This window comes from Rhodovulum steppense, assembly GCF_004339675.1.
In the GTDB taxonomy this organism is placed as follows: domain Bacteria; phylum Pseudomonadota; class Alphaproteobacteria; order Rhodobacterales; family Rhodobacteraceae; genus Rhodovulum; species Rhodovulum steppense.
In genome coordinates, this window is record NZ_SLVM01000006.1 from 100,885 (window position 1) to 115,737 (window position 14,853).

Sequence of the window (14,853 nt, forward strand, 5' to 3'; positions counted from 1 at the left end):
GGCATGGCGGGGGCGGCCGGGGGGCAGCGCGTCCCCGCCATCGAGTTGCGCGGCATCTCCAAGGCGTTCGGCCCGGTGCAGGCGAACCGCGACATCTCGCTGACGGTGATGCCCGGCACGATCCACGGCATCGTCGGCGAAAACGGCGCGGGCAAGTCCACGCTGATGTCGATCCTCTACGGCTTCTACAAGGCCGATGCGGGCGAGATCCGCATCGCCGGCCGCCCCACCCAGATCCCCGACAGCCAGGCCGCGATCCGCGCCGGGATCGGCATGGTGTTCCAGCATTTCAAGCTGGTCGAGCCCTTCACCGTTCTGGAAAACGTGATCCTCGGGGTCGAGGACGGGCGGCTCTTGCGCCCCTCGCTCGCCCGGGCGCAGGGCGCGTTGAAGCGGCTGGCCGAGGATTACGAACTGCATGTGGACCCCGATGCACGGATCGAGGATCTGGGCGTGGGCATGAAGCAGCGGGTCGAAATCCTCAAGGCGCTGTACCGGCAGGCCGATATCCTGATCCTGGACGAGCCCACGGGCGTACTGACCCCGGCCGAGGCGGATCATCTGTTCCGGATCCTGGAAAACCTCAGGTCCCAGGGCAAGACCATCATCCTGATCACCCACAAGCTGCGCGAGATCATGGCGATCACCGACACGGTTTCCGTCATGCGCCGCGGGCAGATGGTGGCCACTGTTGCGACCGCGCAGACCAGCCCCGGTGAACTGGCGGAACTGATGGTCGGCCGCAAGGTGTTGTTGCATCTGGACAAGAAACCGGCCGCGCCGGGACGCAATGTGCTTGAGGTCGAGAACCTGCGCGTGACCGATATCGACGGGGTCGAGCGGCTCAGGGGCGTGTCGCTGACGGTGCGGGCGGGCGAGATCCTTGGCATCGCCGGGGTCGCGGGCAACGGGCAGTCGCAGCTTCTGGGGGTGCTGGGCGGCACCCTGCGCGCCAGCGGCACCGTGCGGATCGAGGGGCAGGCGATCGACCTGGGCGCGCGCAATGCAGGACAGGCCCGGCGCGCGGCGGGCATCGCCCATGTTCCCGAGGATCGCCAGCGCGAGGGGCTGGTCATGGAATTCCTGGCCTGGGAGAACATGATCTTCGGCTATCACCACGACCCGGCCTGCCAGCGCAACCGCGCGCTGATGGACAATGTCGCGATCCGCGCGATGACCGCCGAGCGGATGGAACGCTTCGACGTGCGCCCGCCCGATCCCGACCTGCAAGCGCGCAGCTTTTCGGGCGGCAACCAGCAAAAGATCGTCCTGGCCCGCGAGATCGAGCGCAATCCCGCGCTGCTGATCGTCGGCCAGCCCACCCGCGGCGTCGATATCGGCGCGATCGAGTTCATCCACCAGCGCCTGATCGCGCTGCGCGACGCGGGCGCCGCGATCCTTCTGGTCAGTGTCGAACTGGACGAGATCCTGTCGCTGTCCGACCGCATCGCGGTGATGTTCGACGGCCGGATCATGGGCGAGCGGCGGCCAGAGGAGACCGACGAGAAGGATCTTGGCCTGATGATGGCGGGCGTGCGGGGCAAGGCGGCCTGATGCGCGATGCGATGCCGAAATGGGCCGATCTGGTGCTGATCCCGCTGGTCAGCCTGGTGCTGGCCTTTGCGCTGTCGGCGCTCGTGATCCTGGCCATCGGCGAAGACCCTGTGGCGGCGGTGCGCATGATGGTCTCGGGCGCGCTGGGCTCGACCTATGCCTGGGGCTACACGCTGTATTACGCGACGAATTTCATCTTTACCGGGCTGGCCGTCGCCGTCGCGTTCCAGGCGCGGCTGTTCAATATCGGGGGCGAGGGGCAGGCGATGCTGGGCGGGCTTGGCGTTGCGCTGATCTGCCTGTCGCTGCCCTGGCCGCATTGGGCGCTGGCCCTGCCCGCCGCGGCGCTGGGGGCGGCGCTGTTCGGGGCGGCCTGGGCGGCGATCCCGGCCTGGCTACAGGCGACGCGCGGCAGCCATGTCGTCATCACCACCATCATGTTCAACTTCATCGCCGCTGCGGTGCTGAACTACCTGCTGGTGAACGTGATGCGGCCCATCGGCGCGATGGACCCGGCGACAGCGAAATTCCCGCCCGGCACGCATCTGCCCAGCCTGCATGACCTGCTGGCGCCCTTCGGCATCGCGTTCTCGCGCGCGGCACCGGCCAATATCACCTTCCTGATCGCCATTGCGGCCTGCGTTCTGGTCTGGTTGGTCCTCTGGCGCACGCGGCTGGGCTATGAAATCCGCGCCTATGGTCATTCGGAACCGGCGGCGATCTATGCCGGGATAAGGCCCGTGCGCATCGTCATGGCGGCGATGCTGATCTCGGGCGCGCTGGCGGGTCTGATGGCCGTGAACAACGTGATGGGCGAGGCGGAGCGCCTGGTGCTGAACGCGGTCGAGGGGGCGGGCTTCATCGGCATCGCCGTCGCGCTGATGGGGCGCAGCCACCCGTTCGGCGTGTTCCTGGCCGCGCTTCTGTTCGGTTTTCTCTATCAGGGCGGGGCGGAACTGGCGCTCTGGACCGATATACCACGGGAGATGATCGTGGTGATCCAGGCGCTGGTGATCCTGTTCACCGGCGCGCTGGACAACATGGTGCGGATGCCGCTGGAACGGCTGTTCCTAGCGCTGCGCCGGGGGCGGGCGTGATGGATTTCGCCACCGCCCTGCAAATCCTCGACTCGACCGTGCGGCTGGCCACGCCGCTTCTGCTGGCCTGTCTTGCGGGGCTGTTCAGCGAACGCGCGGGCATCTTCGATATCGGGCTCGAAGGCAAGATGCTGGCCTCGGCCTTCTTCTCGGCGGCGGTGGCGGCGGTGACGGGGTCTGTCTGGCTGGGGCTTGGTGCGGGCATCGCGGCCTCGCTGGTGATGGCGGCGATCCATGGCGCGGCCTCGATCAGTTTCCGCGGCAACCAGTTGATTTCGGGCGTCGCGATCAATTTTCTGGCCGCCGGGCTGACCGTGGTCATCGCCCAGACATGGTTCTCGCAGGGCGGGCGCACGCCCTCGCTGATCGGCGCCGCGCGGTTCGAGCCGATCACCCTGCCGCTGGCCGAAACCCTGCACCCCGTCCCGATCCTCGGCCCCATCTATCACGAGCTGATCTCGGGCCACACGCTGCCGGTCTATCTGGCCTTCGCACTGGTCCCGCTGAGCTGGTGGGTGCTGAACCGCACCCGGTTCGGCCTGCGCCTGCGCGCCGTGGGCGAGAACCCCGAGGCCCTGGATACCGCGGGCGTGTCGGTGGCGGCGACGCGCTATGCCGCCGTCGCGATCTGCGGCGTGCTGTGCGGAATCGCGGGCGCCTATCTCGCGACCGCGTTGCAGGCGGGATTCGTCAAGGACATGACCGCGGGGCGCGGCTTCATCGCGCTGGCCGCGCTGATCTTTGCCAAATGGCGGCCATGGCAGGCGATGGGCGCGACACTCCTGTTCGGCTTCCTTCAGGCGATCGCGCTGCGTTACCAGAATATCGACCTTGGCGGGGTGGTGCTGCCGGTGCAGGTGATGGACGCGCTGCCCTATGTGCTGACCGTCGTCATCCTTGCAGGTTTCGTCGGCCGCGCGATCCCGCCCCGCGCGGGGGGCGCGCCCTATATGAAGGAGCGGTAAGGGCGAGAACCTTGCCATGCCGGGGCGGCAGGCTTTAGGGACGTTACATGCAGATCTACCTGCCCATCGCCGAGGTTTCCGTGAACGCCTTCCTGCTGCTGGGAATGGGCGGGCTGGTCGGCGTGCTGTCAGGGATGTTCGGCATCGGCGGCGGCTTCCTGATGACGCCGCTTCTGTTCTTCATCGGCATCCCGCCCGCGGTGGCCGTCGCGACCGAGGCCGCGCAGATCGTCGCCTCGTCCTTTTCGGGCGTTCTGGCCCATCTCAGGCGCAAGACCGTCGATATCCGGATGGGCACGGTGCTGATGATCGGCGGGCTCGTCGGTGCCGGGATCGGCATCGCGATCTTCAACATGCTGCGCCAGATGGGCCAGGTCGATCTGCTGGTCAAGCTGTGCTATGTGGTCTTTCTCGGGATCATCGGCGCGCTGATGTTCATGGAAAGCCTGCGCGCGATCCGGCGCTCGCGCAGCGGCAAGACCGCGCCGCGTCGGCGCCAGCGGACCTGGATCCACGCCCTGCCCTTCAAGATGAAGTTCCGCACCTCGGGGCTATACATCTCGGTCATCCCGCCGCTTGCGGTGGGGGCGCTGGTCGGCATCCTGGCCGCCATCATGGGGGTGGGCGGCGGGTTCATCATGGTGCCCGCGATGATTTACCTGCTGGGCATGCCCACCAAGGTCGTGGTCGGCACATCGCTCTTTCAGATCATCTTCGTCACCGCCTTTGCCACGCTTCTGCATGCGACGACGAATTTCACCGTCGACCTGGGGCTGGCGGTGCTGCTGCTGATCGGGGGCGTGATCGGCGCGCAGGTCGGCGCGCGGATCGGCGTCGCGATGAAGGCCGAACAGTTGCGCATCCTGCTGTCGCTGCTGGTGCTGGCGGTCTGCGGCAAGCTTGCGCTCGACCTGCTGCTGGAACCGGCCGAGATCTACTCGCTTTCAGCGGGGAAGTTCTGATGCGGCTGCTGCTGGTCCTGCTCTGCCTCATGGCCGCGCTGCCCGCGCGGGCCGAACGGGTGGTCGCGGGACTCAGCCAGACGCAGGTCGCGATCAATACCAGCTTTTCGGGTTCCGAGATCCTGATCTTCGGCGCGGTGCGGCGCGAGGCGCCGCTGCCCGAGGGCGCGCTGCATGTCGTGGTCACCGTCGCCGGCCCCTCCGGCCCCGTCACCGTCCGGCGCAAGGCAAGGCGCTTCGGGATCTGGGTCAATACCGAGGCCGTGGTGATCGACGCCGCGCCCAGCTTTTACGCAGTGGCCAGCACCGCACCGCTTGCCCAGGCGCTGTCGCAGGATGAGGACATGCGCCACAAGGTCTCGATCCCCCGGGCGATCCGCGCCACAGGCACCGCCGCCCAGGCCGCCGATTCCGAGAACTTCATCGAGGCTCTAGTCCGCATCCGCAGCCGCGTCGGGCTTTACCAGGTGCTGCCGGGCGAGGTCGCGTTGACCGAGGACACGCTGTTTCGCACCTCGATCGCGCTGCCCGCGAACCTGACCGAGGGCGATTACCGAACGCGCATCTTCCTGACCCGCGAGGGCGAGGTGATCGACGCCTTCGAGACAGCGATCACGGTGCGCAAGGTGGGTCTGGAACGCTGGACCTACATGCTGGCCCACGAACGACCCCTTGTCTACGGTCTGCTGTCGCTTGCCATCGCCATTGCGGCTGGCTGGGGCGCGTCGGCCGCATTCCGGCTGATACGGGGCTGACGCTAGTCCGCCTCGATCCCGGTGGACAGGGTCAGCGGCGCCGCCACCGCCACCAGATCGTCGGTCGTCAGCGGCCGGGCGGGTCGGGCAAGCCGGTAGCGTGTCACCCAGATCAGCCGCGTCTCGGCGCGGGTGATCGCGACATAGGCCAGCCGCTTCCACAAGGGCTGGCCAGCCTCGCTGCGCCCTGCCCGCGCGGCGGCGTAAAGGTCGGGGGCAAAGACCTGCACCGTGTCCCACTGGGACCCCTGCGCCTTATGGATCGTCACGGCCGCCCCGTGCAGGAAGGCCGCGCCCATGTTCGCGGCATAGGGGATGAACGGCTCCTCCTCCTCGGGCAGTTCGATCTTGACGATCGAGGCGGCCGAAATCTGCGGCTCTTCGGCCCCGATCACATGCAGCCTCGAAAAGCCAGGCTTGCGGCCCGGGCCCAGATAGATCACCTGCGCCCCCTTGATCAGCCCCCGTGCCTCGAGGTCGAGCCGCTTCTTGCGGTGCTTGAGCGGCAGTTCGATGCCGTCGCAGATCAGCGGCTCGCCCGGCAACAGCGCATCGGCGGGCGCGCCATGGGCCTGGCGGAAGGCATGGATCAGCCGGATCCGCGTCGCGTTGCGCCAGACCAGCACGGGCGAGCGCGCCATCAGGTCGGCATCGACCCGCGGGGCGACCAAGACGCGCGAATCACGCGCCGCCGCGCGTTCGATCATCCGCTCGAACCCCTCGAACTCCAGCGCCGGATCGGACAGCGCATGGGCCAGATCGAGGATCGGGTTGTCATCCTGTTGCCGGTGGACTCGGTGCAATTCCAGCTTCTGCGCTGCGGGCAGGATGTCGAACACCATCTTGCCGGACTGGTTGACCGGGGCCAGTTGCGCGGGATCGCCGAACAGCACCAGCGCCGGGAACAGCTCCTTCAGATCGTCGAACTGGCGTTCGTCCAGCATCGAGGCTTCGTCGACAAAACCGATATCCAGCGGCTCCTCGCGCCGCTTCCAGCCGCGGATGAAATCGCTGCCGCGAAGCCCCGCAGTCGCCAGCGCGCCGGGAACCGATTTGACGCTTTGATAGAACGCAAAGGCGCGGTCCAGCGCGGCATCGGTCAATCCCTCGACCGCGGGCCGCTCGCCCTCGCCGGTCAGCCATTGGGCGATCTTCTCGTATTCGGGGTCATAGACCGGCGTATAGATGATCCGGTGAATGGTCGTGGCGGGGACGCCACGGGTGCGCAGCACGCTGGCCGCCTTGTTGGTCGGTGCGAGGATCGCAAGCGTCCGGCGATCGCGTCGCCGCCGCCCCTCGTAATCCCCCGAGACGATCTCCACCCCGGCTTCCGCCAGCGCCGCGACAAGGCGTGCCAGCAGCATCGTCTTGCCCGATCCCGCCTTGCCGGTGACCGCCAGAAGCGCCGCTTGATCCTCGACCCGCGGGCTCAGCGCCCCGGCGTCGATATCCACGCCCATGCCGCGCAGCATCGCGGCCACGCGGTCATGGGCCTCGGCCTGGTCTTCGGAAAAGGTAAGGGAGGCAAGGGTCATGGGCGGAGCCTATAGGCCCCGCCCGCGGGGTGCCAGCGCGATCAGGCCGCCTCGAGGATCCGCTTTTTTGTCGGCGGGATGGCCGAGAAGGACTGCCGGAACCAGTCGAGCGAGGTCTCGCGTTCGATCCCAAGCCGATTCAGCGTGCGCGGCCAGAACGCATCGTCCCAACCCCACAGGCCGACCGCAAGCACGTCCGACCCCTCGCCGACCTGGCCAATCACCTCGGGCGCCATGCCGAGCAGGCGGTAGATGCGGACCATGCGCGCGTCGAACACGCCGACGAAATGCTCGACCGCGAAATTCGCCATGATCTCGGCCCCGCCCAGCGCAAGTGCCGCCGACACCTCGCGCCCCGCATCGGGGGCCAGGCAGAAGCGCGTGCATTCCCAGATCAGCGGGCTTTCGATCCGGACGCCATCGGTCACATGCAGGAAATGCTCGTTCACCATGGTCCGGCCGGTGGTGGGCAGGAACCGCATCGAGCCGCCATGCCGCCCGTCGGGTTGTTCCCAGATGACATAAAGCGGGTTCAGCGCGTCGTACTGGTCGTGCTCCTCGCCCTTCTCGTCCACCGTGACGTCCCAGCCCAGGCGTTCATGGAACTGGATCGCCCGGTCGCGGAACATCGTATCACGCAGAAGGGGGTGCTTGTGCAGGTCGACGCCGTAGATGTAACGCAGCATGTTGAGTAGCCCTTTGCCAGCCGATGACAGGGGAAAGCTACAAAGCCCTTGGTTACCAACGCCCTAAACCATCGCACGAATGGGAACAAAACGGGAAAAAGTTGCAGATCGTCACCCTGTCGTTGCACTCAGAGCACGATCAGCCCCGCATTGAGTGCCCGGGCCACTGCATGGGTGGTGTTGAGCGCGCCCAGCTTGTGCCGCGCGGCCTCGATATAGACCCGCAGCGTATGCTCCGATATCTCGAGTTGATCGGCCGCCTGCGCCCTGCTCAGCCCCTTGGCCAGAAGCGTCAGGGCGCTGGTTTCGCGCGGCGAAAGTGTCGTCGAGGGGGCAAGGTCCCGCTTGCCCTCGAATTCCAGCGCCTTCCTGTTGAAATCATGCGCCACGATGATGAGATCGCGCATGTTCGCCTGAACGAAGCGCGACCATTCCAGGTCGTTGCAACTGTGATTTGCGGTGAAGACCGCAAACTGACCGTTGGGTCCCCGGATCGGAATGCTGAACCCCTGATTGCCGACCCCATGCGCCAGAGCGTCGGCCAGAAGTTCACGGGCCACGCGCCCTGACCAGTCAAGTTGCTTCCAGTCGACGGGGTGGAATCGGTGAAGGCACCCCTGCACGACAGGGTCCACCCTCACATAACCACGCTCCAGATAGCGGTCGACCCAATCGGTGCTGTAGGTGCCTGCGCCGTACTGCTCTCCGACGCTGCTGACCCAGTGATAGACCACATGAGTTATGCCGTAATGGTCCCGAAGGTCCTCGGTGGATTGTTGCAGATGCTCAAGCGTCGTTGCCTGTTGCAAGCGGTCGAGGTACGATTCTAAGACGTCTGTCATCGCCCGACTTCAACCCCAACGGCACCCTGCAGGCCCCGTTTCCTCCAACTTCAGCCCTTGCGGGCGCCGCTTCAAGCGTAGAAATCTCGACCGCTGCCAGAGCCTGGCAGGATGCAAGTTCCTCCGACAGAGCGACCAACCCATTCTTCCGGGCATAGTTCCTCAGATCGCCGAGAATGTCGACCAGCCACTCATGCTTCATGGTTTTCGTCCCCAAGTGGTTAATGAACCGTTAATACCATCATAGCACGAGTTAACTTTTCTCGAAATTCGCCGATTTTCCCTCCCCAGAAATGGCGAGGGGGTATCGGGCAAGTGGTTGTTTTGTCTTTCCGGCTTGGCTTCAGCGCCCCCACGACAGTTCGATCCGGGCCGACAAGGTCGGCCCGGATCGAGTCGTTCGGATCGGGGCGGCTTGCGCTCTGACGCGCTCAGACTCCCTTGCCGGCCTCCAGTACGTCCTCGAAGGTCCGCAGGCCGGTCTGCGGCGCCTGCACCAGCACCGCCATGTTGCCGGGCTTGTGCTCGTTGCGCAGCATCTTCATGTGCGCGGCCGGGATCTCGGCCCAGGGGAAGACCTCGGACATGCAGGGGTCAAGCCGACGCTGGCACATCAGCCGGTTCGCCGCCGCGGCCTGTTTCAGATGGGCGAAGTGGCTGCCCTGGATGCGCTTCTGGTGCATCCAGACATAGCGCGCATCCATCGTCAGGTTGAACCCGGTAGTGCCCGCACAGATCACCACCATGCCGCCGCGCTTGACCACGAAGGTCGAGATCGGGAAGGTCGATTCGCCCGGGTGTTCGAACACCATGTCGACATTCACGCCCTTGCCGGTGATGTCCCAGATCGCCTTGCCGAACTTGCGCGCCTCGGAGAACCACTCCTTGTATTCCGGCGTGTTCACCTTGGGCAGTTGCCCCCAGCACTTGAAGTCCTTGCGGTTGATCACGCCCTTGGCGCCAAGGCTCATCACGAAGTCGCGCTTCGATTCCTCGGAAATCACGGCGATGGCGTTCGCGCCCGCGGTGTTGATCAACTGGATCGCATAGGATCCCAGCCCGCCCGAGGCCCCCCAGACCAGCACGTTCTGGCCGGGTTTCAGTTCATGCGGGTGGTGGCCGAACAGCATCCGGTAGGCGGTGGCCAGCGTCAGCGTATAGCAGGCCGATTCCTCCCAGGTCAGGTGCTTGGGTCGGGGCAGCAATTGCTGCGCCTGCACGTTGGTGAACTGCGCGAACGACCCGTCCGGCGTCTCGTAGCCCCAGATCCGCTGGGTGGGCGAATACATCGGATCGCCGCCATTGCATTCCTCGTCGTCGCCGTCATCCTGGTTGCAGTGGATCACGACCTCGTCGCCCACCTTCCAGTTCTTCACCTTGTCGCCCACCGCCCAGACGATGCCCGAGGCATCCGAACCGGCGATGTGATAGGGGGCACCGTGGCCATCGAAGGGCGAGATCGGAACGCCGAGGCCCGCCCAGATTCCGTTGTAGTTCACGCCTGCGGCCATCACGAGCACCAGCACCTCGTGGCTGTCGATCGCGGGCGTCTCGACCACCTCGACCTGGAACGACTTGTCGGGCTCGCCGTGACGCTCGCGCCGGATCGCCCAGGCATACATCTTCGGCGGAACGTATCCGAGCGGCGGCATCTCGCCGATCTCGTAAAGCTCTTTCTCGGGCGCCTCGTAGGGCGTGATCGACGGATTCGTGTCCAGAGCCATCGGGGCCTCCTTGATCGGTGAAAGGTTTCGCCGCGCCGCAGAATCGTCGCGGACTGACTGGTCTGATAGAAAGCGCCACGCAACAATGCAACGAAAATCGGGCGCATTCGGGTAACTTTATGTCCCTCCCGCTGCGCGCTCGCCGCGATGCAGCGAATTGACATCGCCAGATCCTTGCCCTTATCTCGGCGGAAGCGAAATTTTCTTTCCACCCCGACTCCGAGGCGCGCCATGACCGAGACGACGAAAGACCGCCCCTGGCTGTTCCGTACCTATGCGGGCCACTCCACCGCCAAGGCGTCGAACGCGCTCTACCGCAGCAACCTCGCCAAGGGCCAGACCGGTCTTTCGGTCGCCTTCGACCTGCCCACCCAGACGGGCTATGACAGCGACCACGAACTTTCCCGCGGCGAGGTCGGCAAGGTCGGCGTGCCGGTGGCGCATCTGGGCGACATGCGGACGCTCTTCGACCAGATCCCGCTCGAACAGATGAACACCTCGATGACGATCAACGCGCCTGCGCCCTGGCTGCTCGCGCTTTACATCGCGGTGGCCGAGGAACAGGGCGCCGACATCTCGAAACTGCAGGGCACCGTCCAGAACGACATCATCAAGGAATACCTCAGCCGCGGCACCTATATCTGCCCGCCGAAACCGTCCTTGCGGATGATCACCGACGTCGCGGCCTATACCCGCGAGCATCTGCCCAAATGGAACCCGATGAACGTCTGTTCCTACCACCTGCAAGAGGCGGGCGCGACACCGGAACAGGAGCTGGCCTTTGCGCTGGCAACCGCAACGGCAGTTCTGGACGATCTGACGACGAAGGTCGCGCCCGAGCATTTCCCCGACATGGTCGGACGCATCTCGTTCTTCGTGAATGCCGGCATCCGCTTCGTCACCGAGATGTGCAAGATGCGCGCCTTCGTGGAGCTCTGGGACGAGATCTGCCGCGACCGCTATGGCGTCGAGGACGCGAAATACCGCCGCTTCCGCTATGGCGTGCAGGTGAACTCGCTCGGCCTGACCGAACAGCAGCCGGAAAACAACGTCTACCGTATCCTGATCGAGATGCTGGCGGTGACCCTGTCGAAAAACGCCCGCGCCCGCGCCGTGCAGTTGCCCGCCTGGAACGAGGCGCTGGGCCTGCCGCGGCCCTGGGACCAGCAATGGTCGCTCAGGATGCAGCAGATCCTGGCCTATGAAACCGACCTTCTGGAATACGAGGACCTGTTCGACGGTAACCCCGCGGTGAGCGCGCGGGTCGAGGACCTCAAGGCCAATGCCCGCACCGAACTTGCCCAGATCGACGCGCTGGGCGGCGCGGTGGCGGCCATCGACTACATGAAATCGCGCCTCGTCGAGAGCAATTCCGAGCGCATCGTTGGCGTCGAGACCGGCGAGACGGTCGTGGTCGGGGTCAACCGCTGGACCCAGGGCGAACCCTCGCCGCTGACCGCAGGCGAGGATGCGATCATGGTGGTCGATCCGGCGGTCGAGGCCGACCAGATCGCGCGCCTGAATGCCTGGCGGGCCGAACGCGACGCCGATGCCGTGCAGCACGCGCTCAAGGCGCTGCGCGAGGCCGCGGCGACGGGCGCCAACATCATGCCGCCCTCGATCGCGGCGGCGAAGGCGGGGGTCACCACCGGCGAATGGGGCGATGTGATGCGCAACGTCTTCGGCCAGTATCGCGGCCCGACGGGCGTCTCCAAGAACCCCTCGAACCGCACCGAGGGGCTTGACGACATCCGCGCCGCGGTGGACGCGGTGGCCGCCCGGCTGGGGCGGCGGCCGAAATTCCTGGTCGGCAAGCCCGGCCTTGATGGCCATTCCAACGGCGCCGAACAGATCGCCGCCCGCGCCCGCGATTGCGGCATGGAAATCCATTACGAGGGCATCCGCCTGACCCCGGCCGAGATCGTCGCCGCCGCCCGCGAGGGCAATGTGGATATCGTCGGCCTCTCGATCCTGTCGGGCAGCCATATCCCGCTGATGGAAAGCCTGATGGCCGAGATGCGCGCGGCCGGGCTGACGCATGTGCCCGTCGTGGTCGGCGGCATCATCCCCGAGGACGACGCCCGCCGCCTGCAGGCGATGGGGGTGGCCAAGGTCTACACGCCGAAGGATTTCGAACTGAACCGCATCATGTTCGACATCGTCGGGCTGATCGGCCCCGAACCCGTCGCGGCGGAATAGCCCCGGCCCGCGGCCCGGAACGGCCGCGGAGCGGGGCGTCGGGCTCAGCGCCGCGGGTCGAGCTTGCCGAACTCGCTTTCGAGATGCGCCCGCATCTTGCGCGCACCGCCGCGCAGGGCGGCCTCGACATTGGCGTCACTATGGGTGACCGTGTGCGGCCGCAACCCCTCGGGGCGCGCCTCGATGGTGCAGCGGATGTCGTCGGGGCCGCCCTTGGCGCCGTTGGTATCGACCAGATGCACCTCGACCCGCGTCAAGCGGCCCGTCAGATGCCCCAGACCGGACGTCACCATCTGTTCGGCCACCTCGGCCAGCCGCTCGTCGCCATGGATGTTGGAATCGGTGTTCAGTTGGAACTGCATGTCGTCTGGTCTCCTTCACCTGAGCCTCTTTTTTTCACCTAGGCATGCCGAAGCCGGATCGCCAGCCCCCCACACGGCTGCGACTGCCTAGACGAATTCCGCCGCATCCGCCGCGACCGCCGACAGCATGTCCGACATCAGGTCGGGATCGGCCGCATGCACCCTGTTCCATGTCGGGATGAAGGGCGTCTCGGCGGGGTTTTCCAGGTAGACATTGCCCGCCTCGACGATGTTGCGGGCAAACAGCTCGATGATGTTCTCCTCGCCATGCCGGTCGAGGCTGAGCCCGTTCATCCGCGCATCGTTGTAGTAGCAATCCAGCAAATCCAGCGCCGAGCGGTAATAGGTCGCCTTGAGCGTGCGGAACACCTCTTCGGAGAACACCGTTCCGTCGGCCGCCAGCTTGCGGAAGATCGACTTGCAGATATCGACCGACATCCGCGACAGTCCCGCACTGGCATCCTCGGCCGAGACCGGCTGGTGCTTGTGGTCATAGCTGTCGGCGATCTCGACCTGGCAGACGGATCCCGGCGCCAGGTTGCGCCAGGCCTCGGACAGCACCCCGATTTCCAGACCCCAGTCGGACGGGATGCGCAGATCGGGCAGGGGCGCGGTGCGCATCGCGAATTCGCCCGACAGCGGATAGCGGAACGAACGCAGGTAATCGAGATAGTCGCGGTCCCCGATCGTCTTTTTCAGAGCGATCAGGATCGGGCTCACCAGCAGGCGGCTGACCCGCCCGTTCAGCTTGCCCTCGCCGATCCGGGGATAGAAGCCCTTGGCCAGTTGATAGGGAAAGTTCGGGTTCGCCACCGGATAGACCAGCCGGGCCAGCATCTCGCGACTGTATGTCAGGATATCGCAATCATGCAGCGCCATCACCGCGCTGTCCTTGCAGGCCATCAGATAGCCCATGCAGAACCACACGTTGCGCCCCTTGCCCGGCTCGCCGGGATGCAGGTTCAGCGCGTCCAGCCGGGCATGGATCGCCTTCATCCGCGGGCTGTCCTGCCAGATCACGACATGGTTCTGCGGCAAGCGACCAAAGAATGTCACGGCATGGGCGAACTGGTCGGCATCGGCCTGGTCCAGCCCGATCACGATGCGGTGCAGATAGGGCACCTCGGCCAGTTCATCGAGGATGGCGGGAAGGGCGTCGCCCTGAAGTTCCGAGAACAGCGAGGGCAGGATCAGGCTGATCTTGCGGGTCTGGGCAAAGCTCGTCAGTTCGTGGATCAGCAGATCCGGCGCGGCGAACCGCAGGTTGTGCAGGGTCGCCACATTGCCGTTCTGGTGAAAATCCCCCAAGCGCCCGATCCTCCTGCCTCAGATGCCGCGCCCCTTGATAACCCGTTCCATCGCCGCGTTCCAACCTTTCGGTCCTGCTGCGTCGATCCGCACGATCCGGCCACCGGCCTCGCCCGACAGCGGCGGCAGGGACGGGCGGTGCGGATTGGCGATGACAAACCCCAGATCGGCGGCTTCCAGCATCTCGACATCATTGGGCGCATCGCCCAGCGCGACCGTGAAGGGGCGGCCATAGCGGGCGGCGATCTCGGCCATGCGGCTGGCCTTGGTGCCGCCGAAGGACAGCGTCAGAAACCGCCCGCCCTCGCGCGCCTGCACGCCTTGCGCGGCCAGCGCGCCGAGGAACGCCGCCTTCTGCGCCTCCGATCCACGCCAGAGTCCCGGCTCGGAAAACCGCCGCCGCGCGGCAAGCTCGGCCTCGGCCAGCGGCAGGCCGGTGCGCCGGGCGATCATCGGCACGTCCCAGTCACCGAAGCCCCGGAATGCCGCCCGCAGCGAGGCAGGCAACCGATCCAGCAAGACGCGTAATTCGCCATAGCGGCCCCGGTCCTCGGGCGCCTCGGCGCCGGGTTCCAGAACGCCCGCGCCGTTCTCGACAATGGCAGGGTGATCCGCCAGCCCCAGATCCGCGCGCAACGGCGCGATCTCGCCCGCCGTCTTGGACGAGGCCAGGATCACCGGCACCCCCGCCGCCCGCAACCGTGCAAGCGCAGGTTCGGCCGGGTCATGGGAATAATCCTCGTGATCCAGAAGCGTGCCGTCCAGATCGGTGAAGACAAGAAAGGGGGGACTGGGCATCGGAGGGATCCGGGCTTGTTCGCGCAGGTGGCATCCTAGCCCGGGGACAGGGCGCAAGCCACCCCG

The 14,853-nt window shown here is 66.1% G+C and carries 13 protein-coding genes; 6 read left to right on the forward strand and 7 right to left on the reverse strand.

What is annotated here, in order from left to right:
* The first annotated feature begins 3 nt into the window (after positions 1 to 3).
* Genes EV216_RS05570 through EV216_RS05590 form a run of 5 tightly spaced genes read left to right on the forward strand, consistent with a single transcriptional unit; the run spans position 4 to position 5,333 of the window.
* Positions 4 to 1,554: an ABC transporter ATP-binding protein gene (locus EV216_RS05570; RefSeq protein WP_132694076.1), complete on the forward strand. Its 1,551-nt coding sequence runs from the start codon at positions 4 to 6 to the stop codon at positions 1,552 to 1,554.
* Positions 1,554 to 2,651 carry an ABC transporter permease gene (locus tag EV216_RS05575; RefSeq protein ID WP_243641974.1) on the forward strand — a complete coding sequence of 366 codons (1,098 nt, stop codon included), beginning with the start codon at positions 1,554 to 1,556 and terminating at the stop codon, positions 2,649 to 2,651. Before EV216_RS05570 ends, EV216_RS05575 begins: the two co-directional genes overlap by 1 nt.
* Entirely contained in the window at positions 2,651 to 3,616 is a 966-nt protein-coding gene (locus tag EV216_RS05580) for an ABC transporter permease (protein ID WP_132694077.1), read from the forward strand. The genes EV216_RS05575 and EV216_RS05580 overlap by 1 nt, the downstream gene beginning before the upstream one ends.
* 47 nt (positions 3,617 to 3,663) lie before the next feature.
* Entirely contained in the window at positions 3,664 to 4,578 is a 915-nt protein-coding gene (locus tag EV216_RS05585) for a sulfite exporter TauE/SafE family protein (protein WP_132694078.1), read from the forward strand.
* Positions 4,575 to 5,333 carry a TIGR02186 family protein gene (locus tag EV216_RS05590; protein ID WP_243641982.1) on the forward strand — a complete coding sequence of 253 codons (759 nt, stop codon included), beginning with the start codon at positions 4,575 to 4,577 and terminating at the stop codon, positions 5,331 to 5,333. Before EV216_RS05585 ends, EV216_RS05590 begins: the two co-directional genes overlap by 4 nt.
* 2 nt (positions 5,334 to 5,335) lie before the next feature.
* Here EV216_RS05590 and EV216_RS05595 read toward each other — a convergent pair whose 3' ends face one another.
* The 4 genes from EV216_RS05595 to ccrA all read right to left on the reverse strand — a co-directional run bounded on the left by EV216_RS05595 (position 5,336) and on the right by ccrA (position 10,120).
* Positions 5,336 to 6,868 carry an AAA family ATPase gene (locus EV216_RS05595; protein ID WP_132694080.1) on the reverse strand — a complete coding sequence of 511 codons (1,533 nt, stop codon included), beginning with the start codon at positions 6,866 to 6,868 and terminating at the stop codon, positions 5,336 to 5,338.
* A gap of 41 nt (positions 6,869 to 6,909) precedes the next feature.
* Positions 6,910 to 7,554, reverse strand: coding sequence for an acyl-homoserine-lactone synthase (locus EV216_RS05600; protein WP_132694081.1), 645 nt, complete (start codon positions 7,552 to 7,554; stop codon positions 6,910 to 6,912).
* 128 nt (positions 7,555 to 7,682) lie between these two features.
* Positions 7,683 to 8,396 carry a helix-turn-helix transcriptional regulator gene (locus EV216_RS05605; RefSeq protein ID WP_132694082.1) on the reverse strand — a complete coding sequence of 238 codons (714 nt, stop codon included), beginning with the start codon at positions 8,394 to 8,396 and terminating at the stop codon, positions 7,683 to 7,685.
* Between the two features lie 431 nt (positions 8,397 to 8,827).
* The gene (gene ccrA / locus EV216_RS05610) at positions 8,828 to 10,120 is read right to left on the reverse strand and encodes a crotonyl-CoA carboxylase/reductase (RefSeq protein WP_132694083.1); all 1,293 of its coding nucleotides are present in this window, start codon (positions 10,118 to 10,120) and stop codon (positions 8,828 to 8,830) included.
* A gap of 231 nt (positions 10,121 to 10,351) precedes the next feature.
* Here ccrA and EV216_RS05615 point away from each other — a divergent pair, with 231 nt between their 5' ends.
* Positions 10,352 to 12,319 carry a protein meaA gene (locus EV216_RS05615; protein WP_132694084.1) on the forward strand — a complete coding sequence of 656 codons (1,968 nt, stop codon included), beginning with the start codon at positions 10,352 to 10,354 and terminating at the stop codon, positions 12,317 to 12,319.
* Between the two features lie 44 nt (positions 12,320 to 12,363).
* On the opposite strand, the gene EV216_RS05620 is transcribed toward EV216_RS05615, so the two are convergent.
* From EV216_RS05620 to EV216_RS05630, 3 genes are all read right to left on the reverse strand, one after another.
* Positions 12,364 to 12,681 (reverse strand): HPF/RaiA family ribosome-associated protein, encoded by a 318-nt coding sequence (locus EV216_RS05620; protein ID WP_132694085.1) that lies wholly within the window; start codon positions 12,679 to 12,681, stop codon positions 12,364 to 12,366.
* 87 nt (positions 12,682 to 12,768) lie between these two features.
* Positions 12,769 to 13,989 carry a glycosyltransferase family protein gene (locus EV216_RS05625; RefSeq protein WP_132694086.1) on the reverse strand — a complete coding sequence of 407 codons (1,221 nt, stop codon included), beginning with the start codon at positions 13,987 to 13,989 and terminating at the stop codon, positions 12,769 to 12,771.
* Positions 13,990 to 14,007: 18 nt separating this feature from the next.
* A complete protein-coding gene (locus EV216_RS05630; protein ID WP_132694087.1) occupies positions 14,008 to 14,787 on the reverse strand; it encodes an HAD-IIB family hydrolase in 780 nt (259 codons plus the stop codon).
* Positions 14,788 to 14,853 lie beyond the last annotated feature (66 nt).